This is a genomic window from Niveispirillum sp. CC-CTL257 (assembly GCF_059489915.1).
Window position 1 is genome coordinate 1,142,236 of the sequence record NZ_JCAJXE010000001.1, and the last position, 18,367, is coordinate 1,160,602.

Below are 18,367 nucleotides of genomic sequence, written 5' to 3' on the forward strand. Positions count from 1 at the left end.
GCGTTCTTATAGAGGCTTGGAGGGCTAAACGCAAAGCGTACCGCTGCTCATCCGTCTTCGGTGTGCAGAAGGGCCGCCACCGACAGCATCACCGTCACCCCGGCGGGCGCCCAGGCGGCCATGATCACGGGCACGGAGCCTGACAGGCCCAGCGCCATGATCACATCCTTGACGATGAACAGCAGGAGGGCGGTGACGATCCCGGCCCCCACCATGGTCAGGGTGCCGCCGCCCCGCATCTGCCGAAGCGAGAAGGCCGCCGCCAGCAGCACCATGGCCGCGAACAGGAAGGGCTGGGCCAGCAGCGTATGCCAATGCAAACGGTGCCTTACGGGCGACAGGCCCGTCAGTTCCAGGGTGCGGATAAAGTCCGGCAGTTGCCAGAAGGACAGGGTGTCGGGGCTGGCGAAACTGTTCTGGATGCGCTGTTCGGTGAGGTCGGTGGGCAGGCGGTAACGGGCCAGGAACCGTGCCGGCTCCCCCGGTTCATTGTACCAGACCTCGCTCAGGTCCCAATATCCGGGCACCAGCTCCGCCGAAACGGCGTCCAGCCGTGCTGACAGCTTCTGTCCCGGCACGGACAGCAGCACCATGACCCGCCGCATCTCCAGCGTGCCCGGCACCACCGACTCCGCATGGATGCGGTACGCCCCCTCCGGCGTCAGCTGTGTCAGCCAAAGGCCGGACCGACCGACATCCAGCGAGGAGGTCTGACCGCGCAGATACCGGTTCTCCAGCTTCTCAAACCGGGTCAGCATGGCGGCGAAGATCGGGTTCAGGACGGTGACCAGCAACACGCCGATAATCATGGCCCAGGCCAGGACCGGGGCCGTGAACTGCCAGACGCTGATGCCGCTGGCCCGCGCCACCACCAGCTCATGCGTGCGGGTCAACCGCCAGAACGTATACATGGCCCCGAACAGCACCACGAAGGGCAGCACCTCCTGCCCGATCTCCGGCAGTTTCAGCAGACCCATGGTGACGACGATATCGAATGTCGCCTCCGGCCGGTTGGCGGCGCGGCGCAGCAGTTCGACCGTGTCCAGCAGATAAATCAGCGCCAGCAGCGAGGACAGGCCAACGGCGAACCACAACAGGAACTGCCGCCCGATATAAAGCGCAAGGGTAGAGGAAAGGCGCATCACCCCACCCCCTTGCCCGGCGCGGCGGCCGTGGGACGGCCCATGCCGTCGCGCCGCAGATACCAAAGGCAGAACGGCACCGGCGCCAGAACGAAGAGATAGAGTAGACCCGCCAGCACCGGCACCTTGCCGATCAGGCTGACAATGCCCAGGAACGCCGCCTGTAACACCAGGGCGCCGATGGCAGCGATGGTGATGCGCCGGCCCCGGCCCCGGCGGGAAAACTCGCCCGGCAACAGGGCAGCAAGTGCGATGGTGGCAAATGACAGCACCAGGAATGGGCTGGCCAGCCGGTTATGCAGCTCCGCCCGCAACCGGCCAGCAAAGCGCACATCAATCGGGTCGTTCGCGTCGGGGGTCCAGAGCTGCTGCAAGGTGCGTTCACGCGGCTCCACCCAGCGTGGCGCGAATTCACGCCGCAGCGATTGAAGATCGACGGCATAGCGTTCGAACTCCAGCCATTCCGCCTTGCCGGTGGCTTCGGTGAATTTGCTCTGGGTGCCGTCATGCACCAGCACGCGGGGCGTGCCGTCGGCATCGGTGATGGTGCCGCTGGCGGCCACGATGGTGGTGGTCACGCCCGCCTGCCGCCCGTCATGGATCAGGATATCCTCCAGCGACCCATCCGGCTGCCGGTCGCGGATATAGATGGTCAGCTTGTCCGACAGTTCGTTGAACGTCCCTTCACGCAGCAGCATGGCCGACACGTCACTGCGTACCGATTGGCGCAGCGCCACCAGACCGCGCTGCGCCGCCGGACCCAACCAGACGGACAGCAGAAAACAGAACATGGTGCCGATCAGTGCCAGAATCAGCACAGGCCGCGCCAGCGCCATGGGGCCAAGCCCTGCCGCCCGCATCACCACCAACTCGCTGTCCTGCGTCAGGCGGTTATAGGTGAACAGGACTGCCGTCAGCACCCCGAACGGCAGCACGATGGACAGAAAGGTGGGAAAGGACAGCAGCGCCAGATGCGCGAAGGCTCCGAACCCAGCACCCCCTTCAACCACCAGTTCGACCAGACGCAGCGACTGCGTCAGCCAGATGGCTGCCGACAGGGCCCCCGTCACCACGAACGTGGCCAGCAGAAGGTTGCGCAGAAGGTAACGGTTGATCTGAGACATCATTTCCCAACAGGTCGGGGCACCGTCGCGGCCCTGCACCCACCATATAACGTATCGCCCGATTGCGACCTGTTCGTGGCGGACCGACAGATTTTGGCCCAAGGTGACCTTGACATGGGTACGTGGCTGTTCTTTATCGACTCCTTGCCATGCACACAACCGCCGGCGCTGCAATTCGCCGGTCCAACGATAAGAGAGCACCGGAATGAAAATCGCCTTCGCTTCGCCCGGTACGCCGAAATCCGGCATCCTGGCCGTCACTGTCGTCGCCGACCGCGCGCTGGGCGCCCTGGGGCGTGAACTGGACCAGAAGACCGGCGGCCTGCTGACGCGCGCCATGGAACAGGGCCGTTTCAAGGGCAAGCCGGAAGAGGTGCTGAACCTCGTCGCCCCCACGGGTCTGGACGTCGCGCGCCTGCTGCTGGTCGGCATCGGTGCCGCTGGAGAGTTTGATGGCACCGGCGCCAACAATGCCGGTGCCGCTGCCTGGGCCGCCGCACAGAACACGGGCGAGGCTGACTTGGCCGTCACGCTGGACGCCCATGACGGCGTGACCGGCGACGCCGGCGAACTGGCCGCTGAGGTGGCGTTCGGCGCTGTCCTGCGCTCCTACCGGTTCGACAAGTATCGCACGACACTGACCGACGACAAGAAGCCGTCGGTGAAGAAGGTGACCGTGCAGACCGATGCCGCCAAGGCGGCCAAGAAGATCTGGGAAAAGCTGGAAAAAGTCGCCGACGGCATCTTCGTGACGCGCGATGTCGTGTCGGAGCCGCCGAATGTGATCTACCCGGAAACCCTGGCCGACCGCTGCGTCGATCTGTCCAAGCTGGGCCTTGAGGTCGAGGTGCTGGACGAAAAGAAGATGAAGAAGCTGAACATGGGCGCGCTGCTGGGCGTGGGCCAGGGTTCGGTGCGTCCCCCGCGTCTGGTCATCATGAAGTGGAATGGCGGTGCCAAGGATGAGGCCCCGGTGGCCTTCGTCGGCAAGGGCATCACCTTCGACACGGGTGGCATCTCCATCAAGCCCGCCGCCAACATGGACGAGATGAAGTGGGACATGGGCGGTTCCGGCACCGTCATCGGCCTGATGGCTGTGCTGGCGGGCCGTAAGGCCAAGGTCAATGCCGTTGGCGTCGTGGCGCTCGCCGAGAATATGCCCGACGGCAATGCCCAGCGTCCGGGCGACATCGTCACCACCATGTCGGGCCAGACGATTGAGGTGCTGAACACCGACGCCGAAGGCCGCCTCGTGCTGGCCGACGCGCTCTGGTACACCCAGGATCAGTTCAAGCCCAAGTTCATGGTCGATCTGGCCACCCTGACGGGTGCCATCATCGTCAGCCTGGGCAATGAACATGCCGGCCTATTCTCTAACGATGACGATCTGGCCGCCAAGCTCACGGATGCCGGTCTGAAGACGGGGGAGAAGCTGTGGCGTCTGCCGCTGTCGCCCGCCTATGACAAGGATATCGACAGCGACGTGGCCGATGTGAAGAACATTGGCCGCCCGATGACCGCCGGTTCCATCATCGGGGCGCAGTTCCTGCAGCGCTTCGTGAACAAGGTGCCGTGGGCGCATCTGGACATTGCCGGCACCGCCTGGGCCAAGGCCGATAAGGGCATGATCCCGAAGGGTGCTACGGCCTTTGGTGTGCGCCTGCTGGATAAGCTGGTCGCCACGCATTACGAAGGCTGATATCTGATACAGGGTCAGGGGCCGGCAGAAGGGCCGGCCCCTTTTCTACAGTGACTTCCCGACGGAGAAGGTTTCATGCGTCGTCCGGCCCTTGCTCTCTCCCTTGCCCTGCTGGTTTCCCCGCTGGCCCTGTTGCCCGCTGCCCTGGCAACGGCCCAGGAAGCGGTCATCAAGCCGAACAGCCAGATGGAGGATGTTCTTCCTGGCGGCCATGATGGCTGGAAGAAGAGCGACGTTCGCACGGCCGGCGGTGCCTTGCCGATGTATTCGGCGGCAACGGCAGAGGCCTCTTACCGCAAGGGCAAGGTAGAGGTTGTGGTGGGTGCGGCGCGCAGCCCGACCTTGTTCAAGGCCGTCATGGGCTCCATCAAGGTCCCCAGCACCCTGCCGCCGAACGGCACGGTTGAGGTGCTGCACGGCAAACGCGCCATCGTCATCACCTATCCCGAGGCGCAGGTGCCGCTGCACCAGATCCAGATTCCCGCCGGTGCCGACGGCATTGTCATGCTGACCACGCGCACCGGAACGCTCGATGACCTGCGCGCCATGGTACAGGAAGTGGATTTCGATCCGTTCCCGCCGCGCTGATAGGCTTTTGAAAGACATATTTATCGTATAATACTACTCCCCAAATTGAATTTGGGGAGGAAGTGGTTATGCGCGTCGAAACTGGCCGTCTGCTGGGTCTGGGTCTGGCCGTCATGCTGCTGTCATCCGGAACCGCGCGGGCAGAAACCATGCTCAGCGTGGATGCCACCGCGCCCGCTCCGGCTTTGGAAACCGGTTACCTGAAGATGGGGCAGGGGTTTAGCCCCAGCGGCGGGACCATTGGCATCAATAACCGCTATCTGACGCTGGATGGCAGGCCGTGGATGCCGACCATGGGGGAGTTCCATTACACCCGCTTCCCCGCCGATGGCTGGGAGGAACAGCTGGCCAAGATGAAGGCGGCGGGCATCGACATTGTCGCCACCTACATCATCTGGAACCACCACGAGGAGGTGGCGGGTGCCTTCACTTGGACCGGCGACCGTGACCTGCGTCGCTTCGCACAGCTATGCGCGAAACATGGGCTGAAACTCCTGGTCCGCATCGGCCCCTGGTCGCATGCGGAGGTGCGTTACGGCGGCATTCCCGACTGGGTGGTGGACGCCATGCCCACGCGCGGCAATGACCCCCAATATCTCTCCTACGTTGATCGCTTCTATCGGCAGATCGCGACACAGGTGTCCGGCCTGTTGTGGAAGGATGGCGGGCCGGTCATCGGGGTACAGCTTGAAAATGAATATAATCTGACGGGGCCGGCGCAGGGGCGGGACCATATCGCCGCCTTGAAACGTCTGGCGCTGGCCGCCGGCTTCGACGTGCCGCTCTACACCGTCACCGGCTGGGATCAGGCTGTCTATCCCAGTGGGGAGGTTGTGCCCGTCTTCGGCGGTTACCCGGACGAGCCGTGGAAGGCGAGCCCGGAAATCCTGCCGCCGAAGGAGACCTACGCCTTTCGCTTTGACAGTCGGGTCAGCGGCAATCTGGGGGCGCAGACGGTGGCCGCACGCCGGGGTGATGCCGATCCCGACATCCCGCACACGCCGTTCCTGGGCGCTGAATATGGGGGCGGCGTGCCGGCCATGTATCGCCGCCGCGCCGTCATCGACCCCGCCGATATCTCGGCCATGCTGCCGGTGCAGATCGGGTCGGGCGTGAACCTGTTCGGCTATTATATGTTCCATGGCGGCCGTAACCCGGTGGGGCGCACGACGCTGGAGGAAAATACCGCCATCCACGGCCATAATGACACGCCCATCATCGGCTATGATTTTCAGGCCCCGATTGGCCAATATGGCGATATGCGCCCGGTCCTGCGCCGGGTGCGGCCCTTCCACCTGTTCACCGCCGCCTATGGGGATCAACTGGCCCCCATGGTGCCGCATGCGCCGGCCCTCCTGCCGACGGCGCTGGACGATCTCTCCACGCCCCGCTGGTCTGTGCGCAGCGCCGGTGACGCCGCCTTTCTGTTTTTCAACAGCCATATCCGCCAATATCGGATGCAGCCGGCAAGCGATGTCCGCTTTACCATCAATCTTCCCGGCGGCCCCGTTCGCTTTCCATCCGTACCGATCACCATCCCCGCCGGATCACATTTCATCTGGCCGGTGAACATGGATCTTGGGGGTGCCCGCCTGTCCTATGCCACGGCGCAACCGGTCACACGGATCCTGGTGGACGGTATCGAAACCCACATCCTGCAGGCCGAACCTGGCGTGCAGGTGGAACTGGCCCTGGCCGGTGCCACGGACGTCAAGGCTCCGGGGGCCAAGGTGGCTGATCATGACGGGGCCACCCTGGTCACGGGCCTGAAGCCCGGCCTGGGCACCATCATCACCTTCACCGCCGGCGGTATCGCCAAGCGACTGCTGATTCTGACGGAGGCGCAGGCCGAATCCATGACCCTGCTGCGTCGGAACGGGCAGGACCGGGTGGTCATCAGTGATGCCGACCTGTTCCCCACCGACACCGGCTTTGACCTGCGCAGCCGGAGGAACGCCCGCTTCCGCTATTCCACGCTGCCCTCTCTGGGCCAGGGCGGCAAGGCGGACGGGCTTTTCACCACCTATGAAAAGGCGGTGACGCCCAAGCCGGCTATGCCCGTGACGATAACCAAGCTGCGGGCGGAACAGCCTGCCCCCGCCATCCGCATCGGCGGTCCGGCCAAGGCAGCGATGCAGCCGGCACCAGAGGCCTATGGACGCGCCGCCGCCTGGACGATCACCGTTCCCTCTGATGCCCTGTCCGGTGTGGCCGATGCCTGGCTGGAACTGGATTATCAGGGTGATGTCGGGCGGCTGTTCAGTGGCGTGCGCATGATCGACGACCATTACTTCAATGGACCCGCATGGCGCATCGGCCTGAAACGCTTTGCGACCGACATCGCACAGCCCCTGACCCTGACCATCATGCCGCTGCGTGCCGACGCCCCGATCTATATCCAGCAGGAATGGAAGCCGGTACAGCCGACGGGCGGGCAGGTGGCCCTTTTGAAATCGGCGCGCATCGTGCCGGAATATGGGCTGTCGGTGGCCGTGCCTTGATCGTTCCCGTGACGTCGCTTCCATCTTTCATGCTAAAGCAACGGTGGTGAACCAGCATAGGGTCCTGTCGATGACGGAACGGCGTTTCTATCACCTGACGCGCAAGACGCTGGAGCAGACCCTGCCGGGCCTGCTGGAGAAGTCGCTGGAACGCGGCTGGCGTGTGCTGGTGATGGTGGGCAGCCCGGAACGGGCAGAGGCGCTGAACCAGCATCTCTGGACCTACCGTCCCGACGGGTTCCTGCCGCATGGCACGGCCAAGGACGGGCATGTGGCGCTGCAGCCGGTGCTGATCCACGCCATGGCAGACGGCCCGCTTGAGGCACCGCCCAACGGTGCCACGGTCCTGTTCCTCACCGATGGGGTCGATCAGGCCGGCATGCCGGGTGTCACGCTGATCTGCGATCTGTTCGACGGCAATGACCCCGACGCCGTGGCCGCCGCCCGCGACCGCTGGCGCAGCGCCAAGGCCGCCGGGGACGAGCTGACCTATTGGCAACAGAATGATCGCGGCGGCTGGGAAAAGAAGGCCTGACGCGGGTCGCCAGCCAAGGCGGCGGCATCCGCCGCCCGGCGTCTGAGGGAACACATAAAAAAAGCCGGGCATCCCGACGATGCCCGGCCCTTTCCGACCGCCAAGGCGGTCACGGTACTGAGATTACTTGTTGCCTTCCGGCGGGGTCGCCGGCGGGGTGCCTTCGGCCGGGGCGGCCGGGGCAGCATCAGCCGGAGCGGCGGCCGGCGCTTCCGCAGGCGCCGGGGCGGGTTCGGCGGCGGGGGCCGGTGCCGGCTGCTCAGCGGCCGGGGCCGGAGCCGGGGCGGCAGCCTCTTCCTTCTTGCCGCAGGCGGCCAGGCCGACAACCATCAGGCCGGCAAAAACCATGGGAAGCACGCGCATTGTTTCGCTCCTTCGCTTATATGTGGCCGGTTGGCAGGGGCCCATCCCCCCGTTACCGGGTACGCTTCAACGCTCCAACCTTGAAGCCTTGAGTGCATTATGACAACAGCGTCGATGGGTTTTCCGGAACTTTTTGCGCATTTTTCCGGCAATCCACCGTGCCGCTGCCGTCTTCACCTTCAATATCCCGTCCAAATGCGGCAATGGCGTGCCGTCAGCAGGGAATTTCAGAGGCTTAAGCAGCCGGACCGTCTTCCGCCAGACGGGGGCGGGCCTGTTCCAGGGCCGTTTTCAACTGCTGCGCCGAATAGGGTTTCTGCACAAAGCCAAGCGGCCTTGTCTGTGCCACGCGCTCCATCGTCTGCTCGTCGGCATAGGCGGACAGGAAGATGCAACGGACGCGCAATTCCTGCCAAAGCCGCTGCGCCACCTGCACACCATCATTGGCACCGCGCAGCCGGATATCCATGAGGGCCAGTTGCGGTCGCTCCACCTGTGCCAGGGCCAGGGCCTCCATCTCCGATGCGGCGATGCCCACCACCTCATGCCCCAATTCGCTGAGGGTCAGTTGCACGCCCATGGCGACCAGGGCGTCATCTTCCACGATCATGACCTTCAAGGGCGGATGGGCGGCGGAGGACACAGTCACCACGGTTCCTTTTCGGGGAAGGGGGGGAATCGGCCGCGCGTTTCACTGCCTTGCGCATTGAACGGCGTTGATGACTTGGGATAGGGCAACAACGGGGCACGCGCAATTCGGCCAGTCGTCGCTGGTCCTTATACTAAAGGTATGCTCTTGGACGAAAGCGATAGTTCCAAAATCGAAACGCCCCCGGCTCCTGTCGGGGCCGGGGGCGTTTTCATCCGGGATTACTGGCCGGGAATCGGGGCATACTTGCCCGATGCCCAGCGATAGACGACATAGTCCGTGACTTTGCGGTCGCCCTTGGCGTCAAAGGACAGGGGGCCGATGACGGTGGTGTAGACGCCATCGCGGATGCTGGCCGATACCTTGTCGGCATCCACCGACTTGGCCTTGATCGCGGCATTGGCCCACACCTGCACGGCGGCATAGGTATAGAGCGTATAGGCTTCGGGTTCGAATCCGGCGGCGCGGAACCGCTTCACGACATCGGCGGCTTCCGGCTTGTCGCGATATTCATTGCCGAACGTGACCAGCGCACCTTCGGCGGACGCGCCGGCAATGTTCCAGAATTCCTGGTTCACGGTGCCGTCGCCCGACATGAACACAGCCTTCAGGCCGGCATCAGCCATCTGGCGGACCAGAAGGCCGGCTTCGGTATGCAGGCCGCCGAAATACACGACGCCGATACCGGCATCCTTCATCTTGGTGACCAGGGCCGACATGTCGCGATCGCCGACATTGACGGCGTCGAACATGGTTTCCTTTTTGCCGCCCTTGTTCAGGGCGCTGCGGGTCGCCTCCGCCAGACCCCGGCCATAGGTGGTCTGGTCATGGATGACGGCGACCTTGCCATCCTTATGGTTCTTCAGCAGCCAGGCTGCGGCCACGTCGCCTTGCTGATCGTCGCGTCCGCAGGTGCGGAACACGGTCGTGAATCCCTGCTCGGTCAGCTGCGGGTTGGTGGAAGCCGGGCTGATCATCACGATCCCTTCATCGGCAAACACCTTGGAGGAGGGAATCGAGACGGCGGAATTGAAATTCCCGAAGGCGGCGACGCCGCCCTGGGTCGCCAGCTTGTTGGCGATGGCCACGCCCTGGCTGGGGTTCGACGCATCATCGAGATTGGTCAGAACCAGCTTCTCACCCAGCAGGCCGCCCTTGGCATTGATGTCGGCAACGGCCATTTCGGCACCACGGCGCATCTGTTCACCGAACACTGCGTTGGGTCCGGTCAGGGGGGCCACCAGCCCGACAACCGTGTCGGCCAGTGCGGGCAGCGAGCTCAGCATGGTCGCTGCGGCCAGCACCGCGGTCAGGTTCTTCTTAAGGTTCATTGTCGCCAATCTCCCATCGGGGCGTGGAACGTGGGGCAGAAGCTAGCACGCGTGACCGGCCCGTCAAATCCGTTGCGTGGTCGTGAGGAACTGAAATGCCGCTTGAACCCGGTAACGCGATTTGCTATCCACCCCTCCACCGGACGGCGACCCCGTTTGGTTTCCGACATGTGCTTGCGGCCGTGGCGGAATTGGTAGACGCGCAGCGTTGAGGTCGCTGTGGGGCAACCCGTGAAAGTTCGAGTCTTTTCGGCCGCACCATGATTTCGCGAAAGCCCCGGAACAGCGATGTTCCGGGGCTTCGTGCTTTCAGGGCCACAAGTGCCAACGCTCAAAACATCAGCCCCAGTTACGGCGGCGACCGCCGCCGCGCGGCCCATGCCGCGTAGCCAAGGGCGCGGATGCGCCCGCCCGGCGATTGAGGGGCATCATGGTTGACCGAAGGGCAATCATGAATGCGGACGTTGCAACGCGGCGCGCACGCCGGCTGCCAGCACACGTAGCGCCGCCGCCATACCCGCATCCTGTTGCCGGCCCAGCAGGACGATCTCCGATGGCTTCAATTGTGGCAGCCCCAGGCTGGCACCAATATCGGGCAGGTCACCGCCGGCCAGCGCGCCCATGGGCGCGATCCCCAATCCGGCGCGCACCCCCTCGGCCAGCATGGCACAACTGCCCGCCACCAGACTTTCCCGCCAATCCAGGCCTGCCTGTTCCAGCACGCGGATGGCCTGTGCCCGCACCCCGCACGGTTCCCCAAGCGTGGCAAGGCGCAGCGGCTCCCCCGACACGACCGCCGACGCCACGCCGCGCCAGCCCAGCCTGTCCAGGCCCAGCACTTCTCCCTCCTGGCCGCCGGCCTCCCGCCGGATGACGACGGCATCCAGAAGGCCGGCATTGAAACTGCCGCGCAGGCCCTGCGACAGACCCACGCGGATATCGAGGCGGCAGCGCGGGGGCAGGGCACTCCGCAACCGCTGGAACAGCAGCCCCGCTCCCAAGCCCAGAGCATGATCGCTGATGCCAAGCCGCAGTTCCGCTGTTTCCCCCTCATCTCGAAATGCCACTGCCGCCTCATGGGCCGACAGAAGCTGTCGGGCGCGGGGCAGAAAGGCAGTTCCCTCCGGCGTAGGCGTCACACGGCGCGGGCTGCGGTCCAGCAGGCGACACCCCAGCCGCTCCTCCAGCAGCCGCAGCCGCTGGCTGACCACGGGCTGTACCGTTCCCGCCGCCTCTGCCGCACGGGTCAGGCTGCCCAGATCAACCGTCAGCACGAAAAGCCGGATGGACTCGAGATCAAGCATCATAGCAGATCACTATTATATCTATACTAAGACATATGATTACACGATTTATGGATTTCCGCCATCCTCCCGGCATCGCAACATGATCGGGGAGATATCCGATGCCGATGATTATCGTTCGCTATGCCACGCCACGGCCCGCCCAGGGGCTGGACAGCCTTATCGCCGCCGCCGTCTCTGGCTGGTCGGCTGACCATCTGGGCAAGGATCCGGGCGTGACGGCCGTGCTGGTGGAAGAAGCGGCGGGCAGCAACTGGTGGGTGGCCGGGCGCCGTCCCGTGGAGGACGGGCTTGCCGTCTTCTGGATGGACATCAAGATCACGGCCGGCACTAATGTGAAGGCGGAGACGACACGATTCATCCGCGCCGCGTTTGACGGCATGTCGGCCTTGCTAGGGCCAACCCACGCCGAAAGCTATGTCCTGGTCCATGCCGTCGACGGACATGCCTATGGCTATGGCGGCCGTACCCAGGAAGGGCGCTGGTCGGCGGTCAATCCCGGCTGATTTTGCTCAACGGGTGGGAAAGATTGGGTTCTGGGGTATCAGCGCCAGAACCCGAAATCGGCATTGCGACCGGCACCCGGAATCCTCACCGCATCATCCTCGGAATCGAGATAAGCGATGATGTCTTCGGTCGTCAGCTTGACGTTCAGATCGTTCAAATTGACCTTATTGTCGTATTTATTGAGGAAGGCGATGAACTTCTCCCGATCAAAATCGGGCTTATCCATATGGGCGATCTCAAATACACCGCCAACGACATTGTCCCAAAATGACAGGGGCAGCAGGCAGATGATCTGCTCATCATATCCCTGTGTGTCGGATTTATAGAAGATTGGCTGCCCGTGTGACATCCATCGCCGGCATTCCGCTTCTGCCGCCACGACGCGAACTTCTACGGTCTTCTTATCTGGGGCGCCGCTAAGATCGTCGCTGACAAGGCTGTTATTGCCACAGTTCCGCAAATCCACGTGGAACTGCGCATTGCCCATAGTCTCGCCGATGGCACACATCTCAAGATGAGCGTTATTGAACGGCCTCATATTGTGAACCAGGCACGCGAAATTCTCTGGCTCCGGCTCATAGCAATATGAACGGGTCACACTGGGGCAGTGGCTTAAAACCTGACGGGAGTACAAGCCCATATTCGCGCCGATATCAATCAGCATTACGGCTGGGTACAGATCAGTAACACCCCTGGTAAAAATCAATTCTTCGGGTTGCCAATTATGATTGGCCAACGTCATGGGGCTGATGGCCGTATCCCAGCGAAGCCGAACGGTATAATTATTCGGATCCGGTACAGGCGCAGCGAAGAGCGGACTGTCGTGTCGTGGAAGAAATTCAAAATGGGTAAGATTGCATAAAACTTTTAAATACATTATGGTATATGGATAATTAGTCCAAAATGACTCTATATTTTTCTGATCTCCGAGATTCATAATATATCCCTAAGCTAAAGACGATATTCATTGAGGATGAAAGGTGGATTGCTGAGATCGTATGTTTGACTGAGATGTTTCATGTAATGGCCTTCCTGTACTGCCACACAGTCTGATATCCATCATGGATAGGACGCTGGCCGATATCAGAGAACCATTGCTGAACCAATAACCCTTTACCCGTTTTCATGCCATTTGGCATAAAATAGTTATCGTCCACACTGACAATTGTCCCATCATCCAACAGCGTCATTGCTGACAACAGTTCCTTCACGTGGTGAAAAGCACTTGGGAACGGGTTGCTCTCCTCGAAATCAAAGCTGTCGAGATACAGCAGATCCGCCGTCTGACCATTGGCACCCATGGCGATCTTATGGAGCGCCGTAACGGAATCATCGACGATGGATGTCACGAGATCACTGCAATTAGCGACAACCACCTGTTGCGCTTCCGGATTGATGTCAATCGTGATGACAGAGCCGCCGGTGTGGGCGGCATACATGTCAAACAGCCGGGTGCTTTGGCCGTCGCCAGCCCAATTGTTCATAACCCGCAGACTGCCGGTCTCAATAATCCAGGGGCGGTAACCGGGGCCACGGCTTTGACGACGTTCTTCCAGCTTTTCGAATATTACCCGGAAGCCATCGGCACGGTCGGCCAGCAACGGTGCGTAAATCTCATTATATTGCTTAAGAAAGGTGCTTTGCATCGCAAATCCCGATATGCCGCGTAACGTCTCTCAACGCCCCCCTACTATGCCAACGTCCATTGAACCTGTCCAATGATCGCGTGGGCCGCCGTTGATTTTACGGGGCAATTAATCTATCCGCCAACCTACCGGAAAAAGCCGATATTGTTGCCGTGCTGACCACGATGTTCCATAAGGGCCAGTACATCGTCCGTTGTCATCGGCACATGCATCCCTTCCGTGCTCAGACTGATCTTGTTTGGAAAAAAATCAAGAAATCTACGGAACCGCGCCATGTCGATCTCCGGCTTGACGCACTGCTCGACCTCGATGAAGCCTCCGATGATGTTTTCGCAGACATCCTCTGGCAATAATGAAATCAGATACTCGTCATACCCCTGCGTGTCGGATTTGTAGAATATCGGCAGGCCGGAGGCCATCCAATGACGGCTTTCCTGTACAATATCCTCCAGCTCGACGCTGATTGCCCTATACCGGTCGCTTGCCGCCTTGCCATGGGGCATCAGGCTGCTGTTGCCGCAATTCAGCGCATCAATGTGCAGAACGGACTGACCACGATGTGCCGCCAAACCGACCATCCGGGTGACCTTTTCTGGGAAGCAGGCCAGATTGTGGGTCAGGCACGCGAAATTTTCGGGATCGGGTTCGTATGCGAAAAGCTTCCTGATGCCATTACACCAACCTAGCAACTGACGCGAGAACAATCCCATATTGGCACCGACGTCAACGACATTACAGGCGGGATATCTGGCGATCACGTCACGGGCGAACAGGATCGTATTGATTTCCCAATCGTGATTGACGAGAACATGGGGGGCAATCGCCTGATCGCATCGGACGCGCACGGTATATTGATCGGGATTGAGGCTTCGCGCTGCGTAAAGTCCACGACCTTCATTAGGTTGAAAATCGATTGTGCGAACATTCATATCTGATCGCATGAGCCCCATAAATACTCTAAATAATCTCGAATCAATTTTTTCTATATTTTCAATATTAGACATAGTTGTTTCCCATTTTTCGAAACGCCGAATATTGAGCGATGATATACTTCCGCGCGCCACAACTCAATGACCAAACCACCTTGCCGGCTGTCCGGCTTGAAATCTGACCTGCACGGGGCTGCTTCCCGCCCTGGACATTGTCCGCAGGCTGGACAGCGACGGTCCGGCGGGCCTAACTAGGGCCAATAAAAATCCGTTCAGGTTTGTTGGGAGTTCACCCTGAAATGACCGATGCCTTCCGTGATGCGGCCCTGGATTACCACCGTCTTCCTGTACCCGGAAAAATCGCCGTAACGCCGACCAAGCCATTGGCGACACAGCGTGATCTGGCGCTGGCCTACTCCCCCGGCGTGGCCCATGCCTGTGAGGCGATTGTCGAGGATGAGGCGAACGCCGCCAAATATACCAGCCGCGGCAATCTGGTGGCGGTCATCACCAACGGCACCGCCGTTCTGGGGCTGGGCGATATCGGCCCCCTGGCGTCCAAGCCGGTGATGGAAGGCAAGGGCGTCCTGTTCAAGAAATTCGCCGGCATCGATGTCTTCGATATCGAGATCAGCGAGAAGGACCCCGACAAGCTGGTCGATGTCATCGCGGCGCTGGAGCCGACCTTCGGCGGCATCAATCTGGAGGATATCAAGGCGCCCGAATGCTTCTATGTCGAGAAGCAGCTGCGCGAGCGCATGAAGATCCCCGTCTTCCATGATGATCAGCACGGCACCGCCATCATCGTGGCCGCTGCCATCACCAATGCGCTGAAGCTGACGGGCCGGGATTTCGCGTCGGTCAAGCTGGTCTGCTCCGGTGCCGGTGCGGCGGCGCTCGCCTGCCTGGATCTGCTGGTCGATATGGGCCTGCCGGTCGACAATGTCTGGGTCAGCGACATCAAGGGTGTGGTCTATCAGGGCCGTACCGAACTGATGGACCCACGCAAGGAACGTTACGCCAAGCCGACCAACGCCCGCACCCTGGACGACATCATCGGCGATGCCGACATCTTCCTTGGCCTGTCCGCTCCCCGTGTCCTGACCCAGGACATGGTGAAGAAGATGGCGGCACGCCCCATCGTCATGGCGCTGGCCAACCCGACGCCGGAGATCATGCCGGATCAAGTGAAGGAAGTGCGCCCCGATGCCATCGTTGGCACGGGCCGGTCGGACTTCCCCAATCAGGTCAATAATGTCCTGTGTTTCCCCTTCATCTTCCGCGGTGCGTTGGATGTGGGCGCGACCACCATCAACGAGGCGATGAAGATCGCCGCCGTCAACGCCATCGCCCGGCTGGCCCAGGCGGAGGTGCATGATGTCGTCGCCATGGCCTATGGTGAGGCGCCGCCCAGCTTCGGCCCGGAATATCTGATCCCGCGTCCCTTTGACCCGCGCCTGATCCTGGAAATCGCCCCCGCCGTGGCAAAGGCCGCGATGGATAGCGGTGTGGCGACCCGCCCCATCCAGGATTTCGACGCCTATCTGGAACAGCTGGGCCAGTTCGTCTTCCGCTCCGGCCTGCTGATGAAGCCGGTCTTCGCCAAGGCCAAGGCCGATCCCCGCCGCGTCGCCTATGCGGAGGGTGAGGAGGAGCGGGTGCTGCGCGCCGCCCAGCAGGTGATGGATGACGGTATCGCCCAGCCGATCCTGATTGGCCGGCGCGATGTTGTGGCTCGCCGTATCGAAAAGCTGGGCCTGCGCCTGCGCCTGGATGACAATGTCCGTCTGATCGATCCGCAGAACGATCCTGCCTATAATGACTATTGGCAGACCTATCACCGCAAGATGGAACGTGGCGGCGTGTCGCCCGACCGCGCCCGTCAGGTGGTGCGCACCAACAGCACCGTGATCGGCGCGCTGATGGTGGAGAAGGGCGATGCCGACGCCCTGATCTGCGGCACGGTCGGTCTCTATGACTGGCACCTGAAGCATGTGAATGACGTGATCGGCAAGAAGCCGGGCGCGCGCGTCATGGCGGCCCTGTCGGTGCTGATCCTCAATCGCGGCACCTTCTTCCTGACCGATACCTATGTGAACGCCACGCCCAGCGCGTCGGAACTGGCGGACATCACCGATCTGGCGGCGGAGGAGGTGCGGCGCTTCGGCCTTTCGCCCAAGATCGCGCTGCTGTCGCATTCCAGCTTCGGCAGCCATGGAGACGCGTCCGCCGTGAAGATGCGCGAAGCCTTGCAGGCCATCACCGCCCGCTATCCGAACCTGGAGGTGGAGGGCGAAATGCACGCCGACGCCGCCATTAGCCCGGAAATCCGCAGCCGCATCTTCCCCAACAGCCGTCTGCACGGGTCCGCCAACCTGCTGGTCATGCCCGACCGCGACAGCGCCAATGTCTCCTTCAACCTGCTGAAGGTGCTGGGCGATGGTCTGACCGTCGGTCCGGTCCTGCTGGGCACGGCCAAGCCGGCGCACATCCTGACCCCGTCGGTCACGGTGCGTGGCATCGTCAATATGTCGGCCCTGGCGGTCATTGACGCCCAGATGCACGGTGCGTCAACGGGTGGCGCATGACCGAAAAGGCCGATCTCCAGGAACAGGATCGGCCTAAATCCTCCCCCCGCCGCGCGGTCGATATCGAGGCTGACGGCGGGGAAGGGGAAATTGCGTCCGTAAACCGTCTGCTGGATACGGATGAGTTGTCGGCCGCCGCCAACGCGTTGGCCGATCTGCACCCCTCGGACATCGCCGACCTGCTGGAACAGGCGGATGAGGAACGGCGCGAATTGCTGATCGCGCTGCTGCGGCCACAGTTCGACGCCGAAATCCTAACCTATCTCTCGGTCGATCTGCGCGACGAGGTGGTGGAAAGGCTGGAGCCGAAGGCGCTCGCCGCCGCCGTTGCCGAACTGGATACCGACGACGCCGTCGATGTCATCCAGGATCTGGACGAGGATGCGCAGCAGACCATTCTGTCCAACCTCCCGCCCGAGGCGCGGGCGTTGGTCGAGGAAGGCCTGACCTTCCCGGAATATTCCGCCGGCCGCCTGATGGGCCGGCAATTCGTGTCGGTGCCGGAATTCTGGACCGTGGGCGGGCTGCTGGATTATCTGCGCGCCGCCGCGACCAGCGATGACAGCGATCTGCCGGAAGAATTCTACGACATCTTCGTGGTGGACCCGATGCATCGGGTCATCGGCTCGGTGCCGCTGTCGCGCGTGCTGCGGGCCAAGCGGGGGGTGAAGCTGGCGGACATCCTGCACGAGGATATTCACCGCATCCCCGTCACCATGGATCAGGAGGAAGTGGCCCGCCTGTTCCGCAATTATGGTCTGGTTTCGGCCCCCGTGGTGGATAAGGGCGGAAGACTGCTGGGTGTCATCACCGTCGATGACGTGGTGGACGTGATCGAGGAGGAGGCGGAGGCCGACATGCTGGCCATGGGCGGCGTCGGCGAGGACGATCTGTACCGCGCCGTCCTGTCCACCGCCCGCTCGCGCTTTCGTTGGCTGGCCTTCAATGTCGTCACGGCCCTGATCTCCGCCACCGTTATCAACCAGTTCACCTCCACCATCGCCCACGTCGTGGCCTTGGCTGCCCTGATGCCCATCGTGGCCAGCATGGGCGGCAATGCCGGGACCCAGGCGCTGACCGTCGCTGTGCGCGCTCTCGCCACCAAGGAACTGACCACATCGAACGCCGCCCGCGTGATCGGCAAGGAAGTGCTGGTGGGCCTGCTGAACGGCATGGCGTTGGCCGGCATTGTCGGCGGCATCACCTATTTCTGGTTCGGCCATTCCATCATCGGTTTGGTCATTGCCGGGGCCATGATCATCAACCTGATCTGCGCCGGCCTGTTCGGCGGCCTCATCCCGTTCCTGCTGGACCGGATGAAGATCGACCCCGCCGTCGCTTCCGGCGTTTTCCTCACCATGGTTACCGACGTCGTCGGTTTCCTGGCTTTCCTGGGACTGGCGACGCTGTTCCTGCTGTGAGCGTTCGAAAACTGATCACGGACAAAATCATTGCCGTGCG

Annotated in this window: 16 protein-coding genes and 1 tRNA gene; 8 read left to right on the plus strand and 9 right to left on the minus strand. The window is 62.1% G+C overall.

Features of this window, described 5'->3' with window-relative positions:
- Positions 1-47: 47 nt before the first annotated feature.
- Positions 48-1,142 (minus strand): LPS export ABC transporter permease LptG, encoded by a 1,095-nt coding sequence (gene lptG / locus ABC729_RS05490; protein WP_495606636.1) that lies wholly within the window; start codon positions 1,140-1,142, stop codon positions 48-50.
- Positions 1,142-2,269, minus strand: a complete 1,128-nt coding sequence (gene lptF / locus ABC729_RS05495) for an LPS export ABC transporter permease LptF (RefSeq protein ID WP_495606637.1) — start codon at positions 2,267-2,269, stop codon at positions 1,142-1,144. The genes lptG and lptF overlap by 1 nt, the downstream gene beginning before the upstream one ends.
- A gap of 202 nt (positions 2,270-2,471) precedes the next feature.
- On the opposite strand from lptF, the gene ABC729_RS05500 reads away from it, so the two are divergent.
- From ABC729_RS05500 to ABC729_RS05515, 4 genes are all read left to right on the plus strand, one after another.
- On the plus strand, positions 2,472-3,965 hold the full coding sequence (locus ABC729_RS05500) for a leucyl aminopeptidase (protein ID WP_495606638.1): 1,494 nt from the start codon (positions 2,472-2,474) through the stop codon (positions 3,963-3,965).
- A gap of 75 nt (positions 3,966-4,040) precedes the next feature.
- Complete coding sequence (locus tag ABC729_RS05505; protein WP_495606639.1) at positions 4,041-4,553, plus strand: hypothetical protein; 513 nt, start codon at positions 4,041-4,043, stop codon at positions 4,551-4,553.
- Positions 4,554-4,621: 68 nt separating this feature from the next.
- Positions 4,622-7,054, plus strand: coding sequence for a beta-galactosidase (locus ABC729_RS05510; RefSeq protein ID WP_495606640.1), 2,433 nt, complete (start codon positions 4,622-4,624; stop codon positions 7,052-7,054).
- Between the two features lie 46 nt (positions 7,055-7,100).
- Positions 7,101-7,589: a DNA polymerase III subunit chi gene (locus ABC729_RS05515; protein ID WP_495606641.1), complete on the plus strand. Its 489-nt coding sequence runs from the start codon at positions 7,101-7,103 to the stop codon at positions 7,587-7,589.
- Between the two features lie 123 nt (positions 7,590-7,712).
- Here ABC729_RS05515 and ABC729_RS05520 read toward each other — a convergent pair whose 3' ends face one another.
- From ABC729_RS05520 to ABC729_RS05530, 3 genes are all read right to left on the minus strand, one after another.
- Positions 7,713-7,952: a hypothetical protein gene (locus ABC729_RS05520; RefSeq protein ID WP_495606642.1), complete on the minus strand. Its 240-nt coding sequence runs from the start codon at positions 7,950-7,952 to the stop codon at positions 7,713-7,715.
- 235 nt (positions 7,953-8,187) lie between these two features.
- The gene (locus ABC729_RS05525; protein WP_495606643.1) at positions 8,188-8,601 is read right to left on the minus strand and encodes a response regulator; all 414 of its coding nucleotides are present in this window, start codon (positions 8,599-8,601) and stop codon (positions 8,188-8,190) included.
- A 221-nt stretch (positions 8,602-8,822) separates the two neighbouring features.
- Positions 8,823-9,932, minus strand: coding sequence for a branched-chain amino acid ABC transporter substrate-binding protein (locus ABC729_RS05530; protein ID WP_495606644.1), 1,110 nt, complete (start codon positions 9,930-9,932; stop codon positions 8,823-8,825).
- A gap of 176 nt (positions 9,933-10,108) precedes the next feature.
- On the opposite strand from ABC729_RS05530, the gene ABC729_RS05535 reads away from it, so the two are divergent.
- Positions 10,109-10,193, plus strand: a tRNA-Leu gene (locus tag ABC729_RS05535).
- A gap of 188 nt (positions 10,194-10,381) precedes the next feature.
- Here ABC729_RS05535 and ABC729_RS05540 read toward each other — a convergent pair.
- Positions 10,382-11,239: a LysR family transcriptional regulator gene (locus ABC729_RS05540; protein ID WP_495606645.1), complete on the minus strand. Its 858-nt coding sequence runs from the start codon at positions 11,237-11,239 to the stop codon at positions 10,382-10,384.
- Between the two features lie 98 nt (positions 11,240-11,337).
- On the opposite strand from ABC729_RS05540, the gene ABC729_RS05545 reads away from it, so the two are divergent.
- Positions 11,338-11,742 carry a tautomerase family protein gene (locus tag ABC729_RS05545; protein WP_495606646.1) on the plus strand — a complete coding sequence of 135 codons (405 nt, stop codon included), beginning with the start codon at positions 11,338-11,340 and terminating at the stop codon, positions 11,740-11,742.
- 38 nt (positions 11,743-11,780) lie between these two features.
- On the opposite strand, the gene ABC729_RS05550 is transcribed toward ABC729_RS05545, so the two are convergent.
- The 3 genes from ABC729_RS05550 to ABC729_RS05560 all read right to left on the minus strand — a co-directional run bounded on the left by ABC729_RS05550 (position 11,781) and on the right by ABC729_RS05560 (position 14,393).
- Entirely contained in the window at positions 11,781-12,680 is a 900-nt protein-coding gene (locus ABC729_RS05550) for an FkbM family methyltransferase (RefSeq protein ID WP_495606647.1), read from the minus strand.
- A 79-nt stretch (positions 12,681-12,759) separates the two neighbouring features.
- The gene (locus tag ABC729_RS05555; RefSeq protein ID WP_495606648.1) at positions 12,760-13,389 is read right to left on the minus strand and encodes a class I SAM-dependent methyltransferase; all 630 of its coding nucleotides are present in this window, start codon (positions 13,387-13,389) and stop codon (positions 12,760-12,762) included.
- Between the two features lie 125 nt (positions 13,390-13,514).
- Positions 13,515-14,393 (minus strand): FkbM family methyltransferase, encoded by an 879-nt coding sequence (locus ABC729_RS05560; protein WP_495606649.1) that lies wholly within the window; start codon positions 14,391-14,393, stop codon positions 13,515-13,517.
- A 224-nt stretch (positions 14,394-14,617) separates the two neighbouring features.
- On the opposite strand from ABC729_RS05560, the gene ABC729_RS05565 reads away from it, so the two are divergent.
- Both ABC729_RS05565 and mgtE read left to right on the plus strand, forming a co-directional pair.
- Positions 14,618-16,906 carry an NADP-dependent malic enzyme gene (locus ABC729_RS05565; protein WP_495606650.1) on the plus strand — a complete coding sequence of 763 codons (2,289 nt, stop codon included), beginning with the start codon at positions 14,618-14,620 and terminating at the stop codon, positions 16,904-16,906.
- Entirely contained in the window at positions 16,903-18,327 is a 1,425-nt protein-coding gene (gene mgtE, locus ABC729_RS05570; protein WP_495606651.1) for a magnesium transporter, read from the plus strand. Before ABC729_RS05565 ends, mgtE begins: the two co-directional genes overlap by 4 nt.
- Positions 18,328-18,367: the final 40 nt, after the last annotated feature.

Coding starts and splice junctions, on each gene's coding strand:
- ABC729_RS05530 (WP_495606644.1), bottom strand. CDS start 9,932: ATGAACCTTAAGAAGAACCTGACCGCGGTGCTGGCCGCAGCGACCATG.
- lptF (WP_495606637.1), bottom strand. CDS start 2,269: ATGATGTCTCAGATCAACCGTTACCTTCTGCGCAACCTTCTGCTGGCC.
- ABC729_RS05555 (WP_495606648.1), bottom strand. CDS start 13,389: ATGCAAAGCACCTTTCTTAAGCAATATAATGAGATTTACGCACCGTTG.
- ABC729_RS05550 (WP_495606647.1), bottom strand. CDS start 12,680: ATGAATCTCGGAGATCAGAAAAATATAGAGTCATTTTGGACTAATTAT.
- lptG (WP_495606636.1), bottom strand. CDS start 1,142: ATGCGCCTTTCCTCTACCCTTGCGCTTTATATCGGGCGGCAGTTCCTG.
- ABC729_RS05560 (WP_495606649.1), bottom strand. CDS start 14,393: ATGTCTAATATTGAAAATATAGAAAAAATTGATTCGAGATTATTTAGA.
- ABC729_RS05520 (WP_495606642.1), bottom strand. CDS start 7,952: ATGCGCGTGCTTCCCATGGTTTTTGCCGGCCTGATGGTTGTCGGCCTG.
- ABC729_RS05540 (WP_495606645.1), bottom strand. CDS start 11,239: ATGATGCTTGATCTCGAGTCCATCCGGCTTTTCGTGCTGACGGTTGAT.
- ABC729_RS05565 (WP_495606650.1), top strand. CDS start 14,618: ATGACCGATGCCTTCCGTGATGCGGCCCTGGATTACCACCGTCTTCCT.
- ABC729_RS05500 (WP_495606638.1), top strand. CDS start 2,472: ATGAAAATCGCCTTCGCTTCGCCCGGTACGCCGAAATCCGGCATCCTG.
- ABC729_RS05505 (WP_495606639.1), top strand. CDS start 4,041: ATGCGTCGTCCGGCCCTTGCTCTCTCCCTTGCCCTGCTGGTTTCCCCG.
- ABC729_RS05545 (WP_495606646.1), top strand. CDS start 11,338: ATGCCGATGATTATCGTTCGCTATGCCACGCCACGGCCCGCCCAGGGG.
- ABC729_RS05510 (WP_495606640.1), top strand. CDS start 4,622: ATGCGCGTCGAAACTGGCCGTCTGCTGGGTCTGGGTCTGGCCGTCATG.
- mgtE (WP_495606651.1), top strand. CDS start 16,903: ATGACCGAAAAGGCCGATCTCCAGGAACAGGATCGGCCTAAATCCTCC.